Source organism: Pedobacter hiemivivus (assembly GCF_004331685.1).
GTDB classification, from domain to species: domain Bacteria; phylum Bacteroidota; class Bacteroidia; order Sphingobacteriales; family Sphingobacteriaceae; genus Pedobacter; species Pedobacter hiemivivus.
In genome coordinates this window covers 83,447-100,068 of record NZ_SJSM01000006.1, presented here as the reverse complement: position 1 = coordinate 100,068, position 16,622 = coordinate 83,447, and the positions used below count along the sequence as shown (strand labels likewise).

General features: G+C 36.6%; 15 protein-coding genes. 14 read left to right on the top strand and 1 reads right to left on the bottom strand.

Annotated elements, in window-relative coordinates; translation table 11 throughout:
* The first annotated feature begins 8 nt into the window (after positions 1-8).
* Positions 9-833: a formyltetrahydrofolate deformylase gene (gene purU, locus EZ444_RS12495; protein ID WP_131609295.1), complete on the top strand. Its 825-nt coding sequence runs from the start codon at positions 9-11 to the stop codon at positions 831-833.
* Positions 834-857: 24 nt separating this feature from the next.
* Here purU and EZ444_RS12490 read toward each other — a convergent pair whose 3' ends face one another.
* Positions 858-1,196, bottom strand: a complete 339-nt coding sequence (locus EZ444_RS12490; protein ID WP_131609293.1) for a helix-turn-helix domain-containing protein — start codon at positions 1,194-1,196, stop codon at positions 858-860.
* A 198-nt stretch (positions 1,197-1,394) separates the two neighbouring features.
* Between EZ444_RS12490 and EZ444_RS12485 the strand changes: the two genes are divergently transcribed.
* The 13 genes from EZ444_RS12485 to rfbH all read left to right on the top strand — a co-directional run bounded on the left by EZ444_RS12485 (position 1,395) and on the right by rfbH (position 16,617).
* Positions 1,395-2,093, top strand: coding sequence for a hypothetical protein (locus EZ444_RS12485; RefSeq protein ID WP_131609291.1), 699 nt, complete (start codon positions 1,395-1,397; stop codon positions 2,091-2,093).
* 197 nt (positions 2,094-2,290) lie between these two features.
* Positions 2,291-4,765 carry an SLBB domain-containing protein gene (locus tag EZ444_RS12480; protein ID WP_131609289.1) on the top strand — a complete coding sequence of 825 codons (2,475 nt, stop codon included), beginning with the start codon at positions 2,291-2,293 and terminating at the stop codon, positions 4,763-4,765.
* 15 nt (positions 4,766-4,780) lie between these two features.
* Complete coding sequence (locus EZ444_RS12475; protein ID WP_131609287.1) at positions 4,781-5,872, top strand: GumC domain-containing protein; 1,092 nt, start codon at positions 4,781-4,783, stop codon at positions 5,870-5,872.
* 2 nt (positions 5,873-5,874) lie between these two features.
* The gene (locus tag EZ444_RS12470; RefSeq protein ID WP_131609285.1) at positions 5,875-6,906 is read left to right on the top strand and encodes a ferredoxin--NADP reductase; all 1,032 of its coding nucleotides are present in this window, start codon (positions 5,875-5,877) and stop codon (positions 6,904-6,906) included.
* Between the two features lie 4 nt (positions 6,907-6,910).
* Positions 6,911-7,687: a glucose-1-phosphate cytidylyltransferase gene (gene rfbF, locus EZ444_RS12465; RefSeq protein WP_131609283.1), complete on the top strand. Its 777-nt coding sequence runs from the start codon at positions 6,911-6,913 to the stop codon at positions 7,685-7,687.
* A gap of 1 nt (position 7,688) precedes the next feature.
* Positions 7,689-8,768, top strand: coding sequence for a CDP-glucose 4,6-dehydratase (gene rfbG, locus EZ444_RS12460; RefSeq protein WP_131609506.1), 1,080 nt, complete (start codon positions 7,689-7,691; stop codon positions 8,766-8,768).
* A 5-nt stretch (positions 8,769-8,773) separates the two neighbouring features.
* Positions 8,774-9,835, top strand: coding sequence for an NAD-dependent epimerase/dehydratase family protein (locus EZ444_RS12455; protein WP_131609281.1), 1,062 nt, complete (start codon positions 8,774-8,776; stop codon positions 9,833-9,835).
* Positions 9,828-10,565, top strand: a complete 738-nt coding sequence (locus tag EZ444_RS12450) for an HpcH/HpaI aldolase family protein (protein ID WP_165503602.1) — start codon at positions 9,828-9,830, stop codon at positions 10,563-10,565. Before EZ444_RS12455 ends, EZ444_RS12450 begins: the two co-directional genes overlap by 8 nt.
* The gene (locus EZ444_RS12445) at positions 10,558-12,342 is read left to right on the top strand and encodes a thiamine pyrophosphate-binding protein (RefSeq protein ID WP_131609277.1); all 1,785 of its coding nucleotides are present in this window, start codon (positions 10,558-10,560) and stop codon (positions 12,340-12,342) included. Before EZ444_RS12450 ends, EZ444_RS12445 begins: the two co-directional genes overlap by 8 nt.
* 4 nt (positions 12,343-12,346) lie before the next feature.
* Positions 12,347-13,222, top strand: coding sequence for an acetaldehyde dehydrogenase (acetylating) (locus EZ444_RS12440; protein ID WP_131609275.1), 876 nt, complete (start codon positions 12,347-12,349; stop codon positions 13,220-13,222).
* A 10-nt stretch (positions 13,223-13,232) separates the two neighbouring features.
* Complete coding sequence (gene dmpG, locus EZ444_RS12435) at positions 13,233-14,243, top strand: 4-hydroxy-2-oxovalerate aldolase (RefSeq protein WP_131609273.1); 1,011 nt, start codon at positions 13,233-13,235, stop codon at positions 14,241-14,243.
* Positions 14,243-15,316, top strand: a complete 1,074-nt coding sequence (locus tag EZ444_RS12430; protein ID WP_131609271.1) for an NAD-dependent epimerase/dehydratase family protein — start codon at positions 14,243-14,245, stop codon at positions 15,314-15,316. Before dmpG ends, EZ444_RS12430 begins: the two co-directional genes overlap by 1 nt.
* On the top strand, positions 15,313-16,617 hold the full coding sequence (gene rfbH, locus EZ444_RS12425; protein ID WP_131609269.1) for a lipopolysaccharide biosynthesis protein RfbH: 1,305 nt from the start codon (positions 15,313-15,315) through the stop codon (positions 16,615-16,617). The genes EZ444_RS12430 and rfbH overlap by 4 nt, the downstream gene beginning before the upstream one ends.
* The last annotated feature ends 5 nt before the right edge of the window (positions 16,618-16,622 follow it).

The following is a 16,622-nucleotide window of genomic DNA, read 5'->3' as shown; positions in this document are numbered from 1 at the left end:
ATATCCTAATGATTATCATTATCCAATGCAAGGACCGGGTAGGCCTGGTTGCAGACATTTCCAGAATATTATCCGAAGCAGAGCTTAACATCATTTCTATGCGCGAGCATGTAGATAAAGCGGAAGATCGCTTCTTTATGCGTTTGGAAGTGGATGGTATTGCGGATGAAATCCCATTGGAGTTGAGTCTGAAGCAGATTTTGCCTGAAGGGGCAATGATTAGCGTGAACCCTGTTCCTGATAAAAAGATCGTAGTGATGGTGACTAAGGAGTACCATTGTTTGGCTGATATTCTGATCCGGAATAATTTCGGTACGTTGGGAGCCACTGTGCTTTGTGTAATTGGTAACCATAGTGTGCTTCAAAAGATCTGCGATCGGTTTGATATTCCGTTTTTTCTGATTCCTTATCATGAGGACAAGGCGGTGTCTGAGCGGGATATTATCTTTAAAATCAAAGCGTATCAGCCTGATTATATTGTGTTGGCTAAGTTTATGCGTATCCTTTCGCCTCAGTTTGTGGCCAACTTCCCCAATAAGGTGGTCAACATCCATCACTCTTTCCTACCGGCATTTGCTGGGGCAAGACCTTATAAGCAAGCTTTTGAAAGAGGGGTGAAGCTGATTGGCGCAACAGCACATTTTGTAACGAATGATTTGGATGAGGGGCCAATTATCGCGCAGCAGATTATTCCGGTGAATCATTCTTTTACTGCTGCGGATATGGTGAAATCCGGGAAGGAGATTGAGACATCGGTATTGGCAAAAGCCTTACATCTAGTGTTGAATGATCGGGTGTTTGTGTATAAGAACAAAACTGTTGTATTTGAGTAAATACAACAGTCTGATAATTTTGCCTTAACCACCTTTTTTCCTGGTTCTAATTCTTTCGAAGAGCGCTATGATTTCATCTTGAAGTTGAATCACCTCTGCTTCTTTTTTGGCAATTTGTTTTTTTAACTGTCCTACATTTAAGGCATGTAATACTTGTGGATCTTCATCTACTGCCATGAGTTGCATTGGGCTTACCTTAAATAGTCGTGCAATTTGGTTCAGTCTGGAGATGTTTAAGTCGGTGATTCCGGTTTCTATTTTAGAGAAGGCTGGAACTGAGATGTTTAGTTGTTCTGCAGCTTGTCTTTGGCTCCATCCGTTTTTCTTGCGCAGTGTCTTAATATTTTTGCTTACGTCACTCATATCGTTTTCTCCTTAAGATATTCAAAAGCTAATTGAGAAACCACACAATCGACTAAGTTTTTATTTTTTTTATTTTAAAAAACATTGAAGTGTTTTAGAATGTTGGCATAAAAAATGACTATGAATGAATCGTTAGATTTGATTAAAATTGTATTTTATTATCATAGATTTGATTAGAAAAATAAGTTCACAAGATAAATGAAAAAACAAGTACTAATTATGCTCTCTCTTTTGCTTAGTAGTACTGCCTTCTCGCAGATAAATGGGGATTATAATTATAGCATCGCTGTCCGGGGCTATAATCTGATGCAGATGCCGCGGATTTTAAATCAAAAAGAAGTGGGGAAATTGACAGAAACGTCTTTCCATAGCGGAATGTTAAAGTTCAATGATAACCAGATTAGTTACAGGCTGAGTGGAAGTTACCTTAAAAAGAATGTTCAAATCGTAAACAACTGTCTGAATTGTGAAGAGGCTAATGGAAAAATGACGGACTATAGCTTTAAGCTAGGGTTTGAAAAGAATCTTAATTTTTCCAGGATACAACCGTATTTTGGATTTGATGTTGGATATAGATATAATAAATTTGAGGGGACATTAGTTTCTAAAAATCCAATTGCTCTTGCTGCTGAAGGCGCGGCTTTGTCTCCTACTGGTGCCGAAGCAAGTAAGTCAGGATTTATCGCTTCGCCAGTGATGGGACTTAAGATTAACCCGATTCCACAGGTTACGCTGTTTGCGGAGGCAAGTCTGGATTTTTTTGTTTTCTATGAGCGACAAGAGACGGTTACATTGGATATTAATAACACCAGAACCTTTAATAAGTACAATAAGTCGGAGTTTCTCTTGAATCCTATTTCTATCGGAATTCAGGTGAATATAGGGAGTAACAGGTAAAGATGTCTTATGTCATCCCTTTATGACAATTCAATTAAATTGATATATTTGCAAGCAATACTAAACCTACATCTACCCTATGAAAGTTAAGTTGACCAATTTTTTAAGTCATGAGCTCTCCATTCTGAACTATTATGCCGATTCAAAGCTCTTAAGAGTAAAATTTAGCACATAACCATTAACCTCTCACATCATATATGAATTTTAAAAGAACGATCGTTGCAATTTTTTTTCTATTTGCCGTCTTGATCACACAAACGGTTTTTGCACAATCTAATTACGCTAATGTAAAAGTTGATGAGCTTTCTGATGCTCAGATTTTGCAAATGATTAAAAAGGCAGAATCAATAGGATACAATGAAGCTCAGTTGGGGCAAATGGCTGCTGCACAAGGGATGAAGCAGGATGAAGTTGAAAAGCTGAAACTTCGTGTTGAAAAGGTACGTAAGCAGGGAGCTGCAAAGACTGTTGAACCGGATAGTGAAGCTGCAAGTACGGGTCGTGAAAATAGTGAGACCACAGATGGTGGATCGGTAAATAATGAAAAGAAAGTAAAGGATGAGGAGGTTGGGCCGAAAGTATTTGGATCAGAACTGTTTAAAAACGGGAGTATCACTTTTGAGCCAAATCTTCGGATAGCAACACCTAAAGGGTATATTATTGGCCCGGATGATAAGTTATTGATTGATTTAACCGGTGATAATGAAGCCAGTTACAATTTGGTTGTCAGCCCTGAAGGAGTTATTAATTTGCAGTTTGTTGGACGAATTGCTGTTGGTGGTTTGTCAATAGATCAAGCTACCTCTAAAATTCGTAATGCGATGGCAAAGACTTATCCTTCGTTACGTTCCGGCCGGACTAATTTGGCTATTAATTTAGGGAATATCAGAAGTATTAAAGTAACGATGACCGGACAAGTGACCAAACCTGGTACTTATACTTTGTCGTCGTTAGCTACGGTTTATAATGCCTTGTATGCTTCCGGTGGGCCTTCGCTAAATGGTACGTTCCGTAAAATTCAGGTGGTCCGTAATAATAAAGTGGTTTCTACAATTGATGTTTATGATTTTTTGTTGAGGGGAATTCAGCAGAATAACATTCGTTTGCAGGATCAGGATGTTATTAATGTGCCTGTTTTCGAGAAACGTGTGGAAATGCAGGGGGAGGTAAAGACTGCTGCTTTATTTGAGGTAGTTGCAGGCGAAAGCTTACAGGATCTGATTGGTTTTGCAGGTGGTTTTACTACTCAAGCTTATAGGGCTAAGATTAAGACGTTTCAAAATACAGATAAGGAACGTCGAATTATGGATGTCGTTGCTGCTGATTTTAGTACATATGCCCCTAAAAATGGGGATAAATTTGTGGTAGAGGCGATATTGGATCGGTTCCAGAATAGAGTAGAGATCTTGGGCGCTGTTTTTCGTCCGGGTGTTTATGAATTGGAAAAGGGTGCAACGCTTAAGGGCTTGATTGCTAAAGCAGATGGATTGGCTGAAGATGCGTTTTTAAACCGTGGTTATATCAATCGATTAAATTCAGACAATACACAGAGTTTGATTTCATTTGATGTCGCTAAAATTGTTGCGGGTATAGTGCAGGATATCTCCTTACAAAGGGAAGATAAGATCACTATCTCTTCCTTGTTTGATTTACGGGATGAGTATAAAGTGAGCATTCAAGGAGAAGTGAGGGCCCCGGGTACTTTTGAATATGCAGATTATATTACCTTAGGAGATATCATACAAATGGCAGGAGGTTTTAAAGAAGGAGCAACGCCAAATCGGATTGAAATTTCGAGAAGGGTGAAAAATAGTGATTCACTGTCAAAATCAGCCATTACTGCCGAGTTGTTTACGGTGAATATCAATCCGCAGTTAAAGCTGGAAGAAAATGATTTTATACTTAAACCTTATGATATTGTTACGGTTCGTAATTCAGCGGGTTATTCGACACAGAAGCAAGTTAAATTAGAAGGAGAGGTATTGTATCCTGGACTTTATACGATTACTTCTAAGGATGAACGGATCTCTGATGTGATTAAAAGAGCGGGTGGTTTAACGCCTTACGCTTATGCAGAGGGTGCATCTTTAAAGCGACCTGGGGCAGAGAAAGTAAATCCGAAGGATAAGAATGCAATTGATAACAAGGAAGAGGAAAATAAGAAGTATTTAAATTTGAAACGTGCCCGGGAAGCGGGAGTTAAAGATACGGTTAAAGCAGAGGTGGAGCTGAAGTTAATTCAGTCTGACCTGGTTGGGATTAGTTTGGATCAGATTTTACATAAACCGCGTTCCAGATATGATTTGATTGTGGAAGATGGTGATGTGATCCGTGTACCAAGACAATTGCAGACGGTTAAAGTAACGGGGGAGGTTTTAAATCCAAATAGCATTGTATTCTTGCCGGGTAAAAGCTTTAAGCAGTATGTGAATGGTGCTGGTGGTTTTACGTCGAGCGCTTTGAAGAGAGGTGCATATATCAAATATGCAAATGGATCGGTGGAAGCTGGGGGCAAGTTTTTGTTTTTTAGCAATTATCCAAAGGTGAAGCCGGGAGCGGAGATATTGGTGCCGAAAAAGGCGGAACGCGAAAGAATGACGGCGCAGAGCTGGATTGGTATAGGAACTGCGGTTGCTTCATTAGGGGCGATTATAGTTAGTTTGTTGAGGTAGTTAGAGTGTATTAAGATGAATTCAGAAAATATAAATAATAGTACTTCGGCAAATTCTGATGAGATTTCTTTGAAGGAGTTGATTTTGAAGATGCAAGAATATTGGAGGTATTTGCTTTCTAAGTGGTTTATTATTCTTGTATTTGGAATCCTTGGAGGACTTTTAGGGTTTACTTATGCACACTTTAAAAAAACTACTTATATCGCTTCGACTACTTTTGTTCTTGAAGACGGTGGTGCAAGTGGGGGAAGCTTAGGTGGTTTATCAGGATTAGCCTCTATAGCCGGTGTTGACTTGGGATCTGGTGGTGGAGGGATCTTTCAAGGTGATAACATTCTAGAACTCTATAAGTCAAGAAAGATGATTGAGAAAACTTTATTAACTGAAGTTGAATTTGATGGTAAAAAGCAATTATTAGTAGAACGATATGTAGATTTTAATCATTTGAGAGATGATTGGAACGATAAGCATGAATTGAGAAAGATTCAATTTTTAGGAGACTCCCCAGAATCAAATATTCGCTTACGTGATAGTATTCTTGGCGCCATCGTAACGGATATCAATAAAAATTACCTAAGTGTTGTAAAACCAGATAAAAAGTTAAGTATTATTAACGCTGTGGTTAATGCTGAGGATGAGTTATTTGCGAAAGTTTTTAATGAACAAATCGTAAAAAATGTCAATGATTTTTATGTACAGACTAAGACTAAAAAGTCCATTGACAATGTTGTTATTTTACAACAGAAAACAGATTCTGTTCGCGCTGTAATGAATGGAGCTATCTATAGTGCAGCAGCGATTGCGGATGCAACACCAAATTTGAATCCAACCCGACAATTACAACGAACAGCACCAATACAACGCTCACAATTTTCTGCGGAAACAAATAAAGCGATGTTAAGTGCATTAGTTCAAAATCTTGAAATGTCGAAGATAGCTTTGAGAAAGGAAACACCGTTAATTCAAGTTATTGATGAACCTGTTTTTCCTTTACAAAAGGATAAGTTTAGTAAGATTAAAGGGATTATCATTGGAGGTCTTTCTGGAGGTTTTTTAATTGTAATTATCCTTTTGTTTAGTAGAATATTTAAAAGTATGATGGCATAAATATGGTTACTTATACACTAAAAGTTATTGAAGTTAGAACGGAAACAGAGGATACAATAACCCTTTGTTTTAAGCAACCAGCTTTACGGAAAATTAAATATTTAGCAGGACAATACTTGACTTTAATTTTCCGCATTAATGGACGCAGATATATTAGACCATATTCATTTTCTTCTGCACCTTTAGTTGATACTGGTTTGGAAGTTACCATTAAAAGGGTTCCAAACGGTATTGTTTCTAATCATATCCATGATACAATTACTATTGGAGACAGCATAGAGGTAATGCAAGCCATGGGCGATTTTGTTTGCGAAACACCAAGAGCCCAGGTTTTTTTATGGGGTGTTGGTAGTGGGATAACGCCGTTGATATCAATTTCAAAGCAAATTTTAGCTACATCGCATAAGACTCAGGTTTATTTAATTTATGGAAATAGAAACCATGAAAGCACCATTTTTTTGGATCAAATTGAAAACCTTCAAAAGGTTTATCCTGAAAAATTTGTGGTTAAACATTTTCACACCAAAATGAAGATTAATCAAAATAATCTAGGCTTAATCGAGGGAAGAATCGATCAAACAAAGGCCTTGAATATTTTGCAAGAACTAGGTCATTTAGAAGATGCCTCCCATTATATTTGCGGGCCAACAGGTTTAAAGGAATCAGTGAAATTTGCGCTTAAAACACTTGATGTAATGCCAAATCAGATCTTCATTGAAGATTTTGTGTTGATTAAAGATCCTAAAGATTTTGAACATGTTAAAACTCAGAATGTTAAGCTTAAATTTGAAGATCAAGACTATAATCTGGAGGTAATAAAAGGTAAAAGTATTCTAGAAAGTGCATTGGATGCAGGGATAGAATTACCTTATTCTTGCCAAACCGGTAATTGTAGTACCTGTAAAGCGACAATAATTACAGGCGGATCCAAGATGATTGGTCTGAGTAAAGAAAGGGATGATCTTTTAGAAGCAGAATATTTACTGTGCTGCACACATCCCCTAACAGAAAATGTATATTTAGAAGTTAATTAAAAATATGAAAGTAGTAATACTAGCCGGTGGTCTAGGCACAAGATTAATGGAGGAAACCGAAGCTCGTCCAAAACCGATGGTCGAAATTGGTGGTAAACCAATACTATGGCATATCATGAAAATTTATGAAGCCTACGGCTTTAATGATTTTGTGTTATGTCTTGGCTATAAAGCGCAATCAATAAAGGAGTATTTTTTAAATTATTATTTATATAATTCTGATGTGACTATTGAATTGGAAAAGAATAAAGTAGATGTTCATTTTTCCAATGCAGAATCTTTTAAAGTGACTTTAGTAGATACTGGTTTAACAACAAATACTGCAGGGAGAATAAAGAAAATACAAAAATATATTGAAAATAAGACATTTATGCTTACGTATGGGGATGGTGTTGGTGATGTCAATATCAAGGACTTGGTAGATTATCATAAGAGTCATGGCAAATTAGCTACTCTAACTAGTATTCAGACACCAGGGCGATTTGGCAATATAGAGATGGATGAAAATGGTTCAGTTCAGCATTTTGTTGAAAAGCCCCAAGGAGATGGAATGTGGATAAATGGTGGTTTTTTTGTTTTAGAACCAGGAATATTTAAGTATCTAGATGGAGATGTTGATGATGTTCAATGGGAAAAGAAACCATTAAAAGAAATAGCAGAAGATGGGCAGCTTTCTGCTTACAAACATCCTGGATTTTGGAAGCCAATGGATGCATTAAGAGATAGGATTGAATTAGAGCAGCTCTGGAACAATGGAGAAGCTAAATGGAAAATTTGGTAGTATGTTGAGCTATTTAAAGGAAATATACCAGGGAAAAAAAATATTTCTTACTGGGCATACTGGTTTTAAGGGTTCTTGGCTTCTGAAAACACTTCATATTTTAGGTGCAGAGGTTAAAGGTTATGCTTTAAAGGCACAAACGGAAAATGATTTGTATTGCTTAATTAATGGAGATAAAATATGTAATTCTGTAATAGGAGATTTAAGAGATCGGGATGCATTAAAAAATGCTGTTCTTGATTTTCAACCTGATTTTATTTTTCATTTAGCCGCACAGCCTTTGGTGAGGTTGTCTTATGAAATCCCTTCAGAAACATTTGAGGTGAATGCGGTTGGGACCGCTAATTTGTTAGACGCTATTCGTCTATTGGAGAAGGCTTGTTCTGTAATTTTAATTACAACTGATAAAGTTTATCATAACAATGAATGGGAGTATCCATATAGAGAGAATGATCGTTTAGGAGGCTATGATCCCTATAGTGCTAGTAAAGCTTGTGCAGAATTGGTTATTGATTCATATAGAAATTCTTTTTTTAACATAGCAAAATATGATATCCATAAAAAGGGTATTGCTATAGGTAGAGCAGGAAATGTAATTGGGGGTGGGGATTGGTCAAAGGATAGATTAATTCCGGATCTTGCAAAGGCCCTCGGCGCTAATGAACAAATTCTGATCAGAAATCCAAAATCGGTAAGGCCGTGGCAACATGTGTTAGAACCAGTTATTGCGTATTTATTATTAGGGGCTCATTTGAATTCAAATCCAATTAAATTTAGCCAGGCGTATAATTTTGGACCTTATGTTACTGATGCATTACCGGTTTTAGACATGCTCAATCTATTAATCAACTCCTGGGGAAGGGGCACTTATAAAATTGAGAAATCAGAAAATCCTCCTCATGAAGCTGGTTTGTTGAAGTTAGATATTAGTAAGGCTATTGCCGATCTTAATTGGACTCCTAAAATGAATGCAAGCCTAGCTGTTGAAATGACAACTAGCTGGTACAAGGCTTTTTTTGACAATCCAAAGTTTATGTCTGAATTTACTAATGAACAAATTCTTAAGTATTTAAATCTGTAAATGATATGTTGACTTATTTGGAAGAAGATTTAGACTCAATACTTAAACACACTGCGAAGTGCTGGGAGAGTGCGAAGAATAAGACTTTTTTTATAACTGGGGGTACCGGGTTCTTTGGTATCTGGTTGCAAATGAGTTTTATCTTTATAAATAGAAAGCTAAACCTAAACTCAAAAGTAATTATATTAACTAGAAACAAAACTGAGTTTTTAAAGAAATATCCATGGTTGCATGAATATCCTGAGATGAGTTTCTTAGAAGGGGATATTACCGAATTTGAATTCATTGATGATCATATTGATTACATCATTCATGCTGCAACAGAGGCTAGTGTAAAATTAAATATTGAAGAGCCACTGACCATGTTTAAAACTGTAGTCAATGGTACTAAAAGAGCTTTGGACTTTGCGCGTTTAAAGAATGTTAAATCTTTTTTGTTAACGAGTTCAGGAGCCGTTTACGGAAAGCAAACTTCTGATATGGCGAATATCTCTGAAGATTATCTTGGGGCTCCTTCACCATCTCTAGCTTCTTCTATGTATGGGGAGGGAAAGCGTATGGCTGAAGTACTATGCTCTGTATATAGTGAAAATTATAATATTCCAGTAAAAGTAGCCCGATGCTACGCATTCATTGGTCCTTTTCTTCCTTTGGATTCTCATTTTGCCGCTGGTAATTTTATCCGGAATGTGTTACGAGGGGAAGATATTTTGATAGAAGGAGATGGCACTCCATTAAGATCTTATATGTATGCTGCAGATCTTGTGGCATGGTTATGGACCATATTATTTGAGGGAGAAATTAATCGACCTTATAATGTTGGGTCTGACGAATCTATTTCGATACATGAGCTTGCAACCTTAATAGCGAAAAATGATGACTCGGATAATGTCGGCATTTATATTAAAACGCCTAGATCAAATGAAATCTCTCTCAAATATGTTCCGAATGTTGATCGGGCCACTACCGAGTTAGACCTTAGAATCATTAACAGCATCGGCGTAGCTATTAAAAAAACAATTGATTTCAATAGAAAATGGAATCGAAATATATCAAATCATGAATAGGAGTGATAATGTTGAAGTCCACGGCATTTGGAGAATCATGCCTTCGGCAAGCATCTCGGAGATAATAGGCCAAAGTGGGTTTCAATTTCAAATTTTGGATTGTGAGCATGGTGCATATGACTTTAGATCTTTGCAGGATGATATAAGAGGATGCCATTTAGTAAATTGTAAAGCCTATGTACGAGTTAGCGGACTAAATGTTGTTGAAGTGCAGCGTTGCTTGGATCTTGGGGCCGATGGGATCGTCTTTCCTCAGCTAAAGAATTACTCAGATTTCAATACTGCTACATTGATGGTGCAATACCCGCCGTATGGAATTCGTGGGTATAATCCGTTTGTGCCAGCGGGAGGATATGGATTCGATAATATTCATGAAAAAGAGATCTCGTGTATTGGTATTCTTGAAACACTTTCAGCAGTAAACGATCTTGATCGAATATTATCATTGGATAAATTGAATACCATATATATTGGCGTTTATGACTTATCAGCTCAACTGGGCTGCATAGGTGTTATGGATTCCCCTAAATTATTAAAATTAGTTGATGAAATTATAGACAAATGTCGGAAATCATCTAAACAGGTATCACTAATGATAAATAGTGAAGCTGATTATCAAAAGTACAAATCGAAAGGAGCAACTTCTTTTGTTCATACCATCGATAGTCATCAAATAAAGACCGCGTTCAAAAGGTTGTTAAGTAATTTAAATCAAATATCTAATGGGTAGATTAGTTAAAGTCTCTGATCTTATTGTTGAGTTTTTTGAAGAAAAAAATGTAGAGCATATTTTTCTTTTGTCGGGAGGCATGATGATGCATCTCTTAGATTCTGTAAGCAAGTCAAAACAAATAAAATATATATGTAATCATCATGAGCAAGCCTGTGCGATTGCAGCAGAAGGTTATGCAAGAATAAAAAATGTACCTGCTGTTTGTTATGCAACCAGTGGACCTGGAGCAACCAATACGATTACGGGTATTGCAGGAGCTTGGTTGGATTCTAGCCCAGTAATTTTTTTAACAGGCCAGAGCCGTTCTACCCTAACAGTCATGCATTCTAAAATTGATAATCTTAGAATGCTCGGTAATTTCGAAGTTGATATTGCAGAGATTACGAAATCCATTACTAAATATTCTGTATTTATTGACCGGTCTGAAGATGTACTTTTTCACCTACAGAAAGCTTATTATTTGGCTTCGACAGGGAGGCCAGGTCCAGTTTTGTTAGATCTTCCTCTAGACGTTCAGGGAGCTACTGTTGATCTAGATACTCTTCCGCAATTCCAAGCGCCTGAAAATGAAAATGTTGAATTTGATTTCACTTCGCTGAAAGAGGATTTAAAGAATTATAAACAACCGTTAATCGTTGCAGGCCACGGCGTTAGAGTCGCCGGTGAGGTTCAGAGGTTTAGAGACTTTGTTCAGCAGGCAAATATTCCGGTGGTAACTACCCAGCTTGCTAATGATTTGCTTCCATATGATTTCCCCCAGTACATAGGTAGGTTGGGGTTACGAGGTGACAGAGCTGGAAATTTTGCAGTTCAATCTGCGGATTTAATTCTCACTATCGGAACTAGCTTACATGTTACAACTACGGGATACGAGACTGAAGATTTTGCTCCCAATGCTAAAAAAATTGTGATCGATCTTGATGAGGCAGTTCTCGCAAAAAATAAAAGCATTAGTCAGATACAAATCAAATCGGATATTTCTACATTGCTTTATAATTTAAATGATTTAGAACGTTTAGATCTCGATCCGTGGATTCGGAAATTAACCCAGTGGAAGGAAAAGTTTAAAATTATTAATGAACCTCATCATCGTGAAGGAGAAGATATCAATACATATCATTTAATGGATATGCTCAGTAAGATATTAAATGACAATGATGTACTTGTTACTGACGCTGGCTCCTTGTACTATATTACAGGTCAGGCCTTTTTGAGTAAGGCGAATCAACGGGTTATTGTTTCAGGTGGATTGGGAGCGATGGGATATGCTCTTCCAGCATCTATTGGTGCTGCGCTCGCTGCTCCTGAAAGGAATGTTATTTGTATAACCGGAGATGGGTCCATGCAGCTGAATATTCAAGAATTACAAACCCTTGCTCATTATAAGTTAAATTGTAAAGTTATCATTATCAATAACGGAGGCTATGCATCGATAAGAAATAGTCAAGCATCTTTCTTGGATGGTCATTTGGCAGGATCGAGTCGTGACACGGGGGTATCATTTCCCGATTGGGAAAAAATTGCTGCGGCCTATTCTATAGATTATTCTCGGGAAAATCAATATAGTGACTTAAAAGAGCGGTTAGCCATCATTCTTAATAAGCAAGGACCACAGATAATTGAAGTTGTTATTCCAGAGAATGTCGTGATGATCCCTGCTGTAACGTCCGTCAGGCTTGATAACGGAAGCTTTAAATCTAATAGATTGCATGAAATGACTCCGTATTTATCAGAGGAACAATTAAACGAGGCTAGTATATCTATTAATATATAATCAAATGAAAAAACTAAGGGTAGCTGTATTAGGCAGTGGCAACATTGGTACAGATTTGTTAATAAAAATTCAACGTTCTGAATATTTAGATTGCGTATTATTTGTAGGAAGAAATTTATCGTCTCCAGGTATGGCAAAGGCCATTGCTATGGGGGTTAAAGTTTCTGATGAAAGTATACATGCAATAGAAAAAGACCCTGATTCTGTTGATTTGGTTTTTGATGCGACATCTGCAAAGGATGCAGCTTATCATTGGTCTATTTTGGAAAGATTAGGAAAGATTGTCGTTGATATGACACCTGCGAAACTGGGGGGACTCTGTATTCCTGCGGTTAATCTTGATGAAGCAGTTAAGCAGAGAAATGTAAATATGATTACTTGTGGTGGTCAAGCATCCATTCCAATGGCTTATGCTATTGGAAAAACACAAAAAGATATAAAATATATAGAAGTGGTTTCAAGCATTGCTTCCAGAAGTGCTGGACCAGCCACAAGACTAAATTTAGATGAATATATTGATACTACCGAAATGGGTTTAAGTTTTTTTTCTAATGTAAAAAAAACAAAGGCCATTTTAAATTTAAACCCTGCTGATCCTTGTGTAGATATGCAAACAACGATATTTGCACAAGTAGAAAACCCAGATATGAAGGCTTTAACAAAGGAAGTCGATATTATGATTGAAGCGATTCGAAAATATGTACCCGGATACAGTTTATTAGTTTCTCCAATTTATGAAAATGGTAGAATTGTAATCATGGTTAAAGCGCAAGGACTTGGGGATTATCTGCCAAAATTTGCTGGTAATTTAGATATAATAAATTGTGCTGCAATAGCTGTTGCAGAACAATATTCAAAAGTTCAGAACAATATCAGTTAATTTTTATTTGATGGTAAAACACATATTAATAAGTGATCCAACTTTAAGAGATGGTAACCATGCGGTCGCTCATCAATTAAGTGCAGAGCAAATAGCTATTTATGCTAAAGCTGCTGATGAAGCAGGAGTACCTATAGTTGAAGTTGGTCATGGCAATGGATTAGGCGCATCCTCTATGCAGGTTGGTCTGAGTTTAGTGGATGATGTTACAATGTTGGAAACAGCTAGAAACAATCTTACTAAAAGTAAATTGGGGATTCATGTAATTCCTGGATTTGCGACTATAAAAAGAGATTTAATTAGAGCATTGGAAATAGGTGTTGATGTGGTTAGAGTTGCGTCACATTGTACAGAGGCCGACATCACTCAACGCCATCTTGGTTTTGTTCGTGAGAAGGGCAAAGAAGCTTATGGCGTTTTAATGATGAGTCATATGGCTTCAGCATCGACTTTAGTTGAAGAAGCTCAAAAAATGGAGCTTTATGGAGCTGAAGGTATCATAATAATGGATTCTGCTGGGGCTTATTTACCAGCAGATGTTGCAGAGAAGATTAGTGCATTAGTAAATGGACTAAAAGTGCCGGTTGGCTTTCATGCACATAATAATCTTGGAATGGCTATTGCGAATTCAATTGCAGCTATAGAATCAGGAGCGAAAATTTTGGATGGAACTGCAAGAGGATTTGGGGCAGGAGCCGGTAATGCTCAATTAGAGGTACTAATTGCTGTTCTAGAAAGGATGGGATACATAACGGGGATTGATCTTTACAAAATGCTTGATGCATCAGATATTGCAGAAAGAGAAGTAATGCCCTCTATCCCAACTATTAAATCTGAAAGTATAGTAAGCGGATTATCTGGGGTGTTTTCTGGGTTCGCTAAACATGTAAATCGTATATCTAAAGAATATGAAGTAGATCAAAGAGATGTTTACAAGGAGTTAGGAAAACGTCGGGTTGTTGGTGGACAAGAAGATTTAATTATAGAAGTGGTTATGGATTTAGTAAGAAGGAGGAAATAATGGATGAGGCAATGATTAAGTTAATAACTGAGGACTGCAAAAAATCTTGCAAAAATTCAGTGCTTTTTTCTATGCTAAAAGATCAGACTATTTTGATAACTGGTGGAACCGGTTTTATGGGGAAGTGGTTAGCAGAGATGATTTCTTATATTAATGATAAGGAGAATTTTAATATTCAACTTATTTTATTAGCAAGAGATATTAAGAAATTTGAGAAGGAGATGTCTCATTTAGCTGACAGGCCTTATATTCGTTTATTAAGGCAAGACGTTAGAAATGTACATGATCTCCCTGTCGAAATCAATTATATTATACATGCAGCAGGGACACCTGATAATAGAGAGCATGTTTCCCAACCTATTTTAACAATAGAAACTTTTTATAAAGGAACTCAAGCTATACTTGATGCGGCGTCAAGACTTCCTGATTTGAAGAAGATTGTGCATATCAGTTCGCATCTAGTGTATGGGGAGTGGGACTCCGAAGATAATATATCAGAAAAATTTTCCGGTAAAGTTGGAATAAGTAGTATTAATAATGTTTATGCAGAATCTAAAAGAATTGCCGAAACACTATGTTTAGCTTATAGAAATCAATTTAAATTACCTATATCAATAGTTAGACCCTTTGCTTTTGTAGGTCCTTATCATGACTTAGAAAAACCATGGGCCATTAATAATTTTATTCGAGATGGAATATTAGGGGGGGCAATAAGAATTTTAGGGAATGGTTCAACGGTAAGAAGCTATTTGTATGGTAGTGATATGGCTTATTGGATTTTAGTAACATTGTTAAAAGGGCAAATTGGAGAAATTTATAATCTAGGTAGCAGTGAAGCAGTTTCTTTAAATGATCTTGCAAAGAAAATCCAAACTATGATTAACCCAAATTTAGAAATTCTTTCCAAATCATCTAAAGAAAATTATACAAACTTATCTAGATTGGTCCCGGATACAACTAAAATCGTAAAAGCCTTAAACGTAGAAGAAACATATCAAATTAATGATTCAATTAATAGAACTATTGTTTGGAATCAATTAAAAGGAATTAATAAAAATAACATTACTAAATGAATTTAAATAACATTACGCCTGAATTAAAAGTCTTATTACAGGCAAGCATCCAAAAAAATATTAATAAGCCAATTATTGCAGGACAAAACTATATACCAGTAACTGGAAAAATTATTGATGAAGAAGATGTACTTTTGGGAGTAGATGCAACATTAGATGCTTGGCTTACCGCAGGTCGTTTTGCTAACCAGTTTGAGCACGATTTTGCACAATATTTTGGGGCTGCAAAGGCTCTGCTAGTAAATTCAGGGTCATCAGCAAATTTAGTTGCTTTTTATGCATTAACCTCCCCTAAATTAGGAGATAGGGCAATCAAACCTGGTGATGAAGTGATTACAGTAGCTGCCGGATTTCCTACAACAATAAATCCTCTTATCCAATTTGGCGCAATACCAGTTTTTGTTGATGTCGATATTGCGACACATAATGTATTATCTGAGGATATTGAAAAGGCTGTATCTCCAAAAACAAAAGCAATTATGATTGCTCATTCTTTGGGAAATCCTTTTGATTTGGATGAGGTGATGCGTGTCGCTAAAAAATATAATCTTTGGGTTGTTGAAGACGATTGCGATTCTTTAGGTGCAACCTATAGAGGGCAGAAGACAGGAACCTTTGGAGATATTTCTACTTTTTCATTTTATCCTGCTCATCATATTACTATGGGAGAAGGTGGAGCTGTACTAATTAATAATCCAGAACTATCAAAAATAGCAGAAAGTTTTAGAGATTGGGGAAGGGACTGCTATTGTGAGCCAGGAAAAGATAATACATGTGGATGTCGATTTGGTCAACAATTAGGTAGCTTACCTTATGGCTACGATCATAAGTATACTTATTCCCATATTGGCTTCAATTTGAAAGTGACTGATATGCAAGCTGCATTTGGAGTATCTCAAATTAAGAAAATTGATCACTTCGTTCAACGAAGAAGAGAAAATTACGCCATTTTGTATGAAAAAATGAAAAAATTTGAGGATATATTTATCTTACCTGAGCCGACTCCAAATTCTGATCCATCATGGTTTGGCTTTTTATTGACATTAAAAGAAGGGGATTCTAATGATCGGCATATGCTTGTACAGCATTTAGAAGAGAAAAAAATTGGAACCCGTTTACTTTTCGGAGGAAATTTACTTCGCCAACCTGCATATGCTAATATTGAACACCGAGTGGTCGGCGATTTAAAGAATACAGATATCATTATGAATCAATCGTTTTGGTTGGGGGTATGGCCTGGTTTAAATGAAAGTCACTATGACTACATTTCAGATGTAATATCTAATTACATTAAAGGCTAATATGA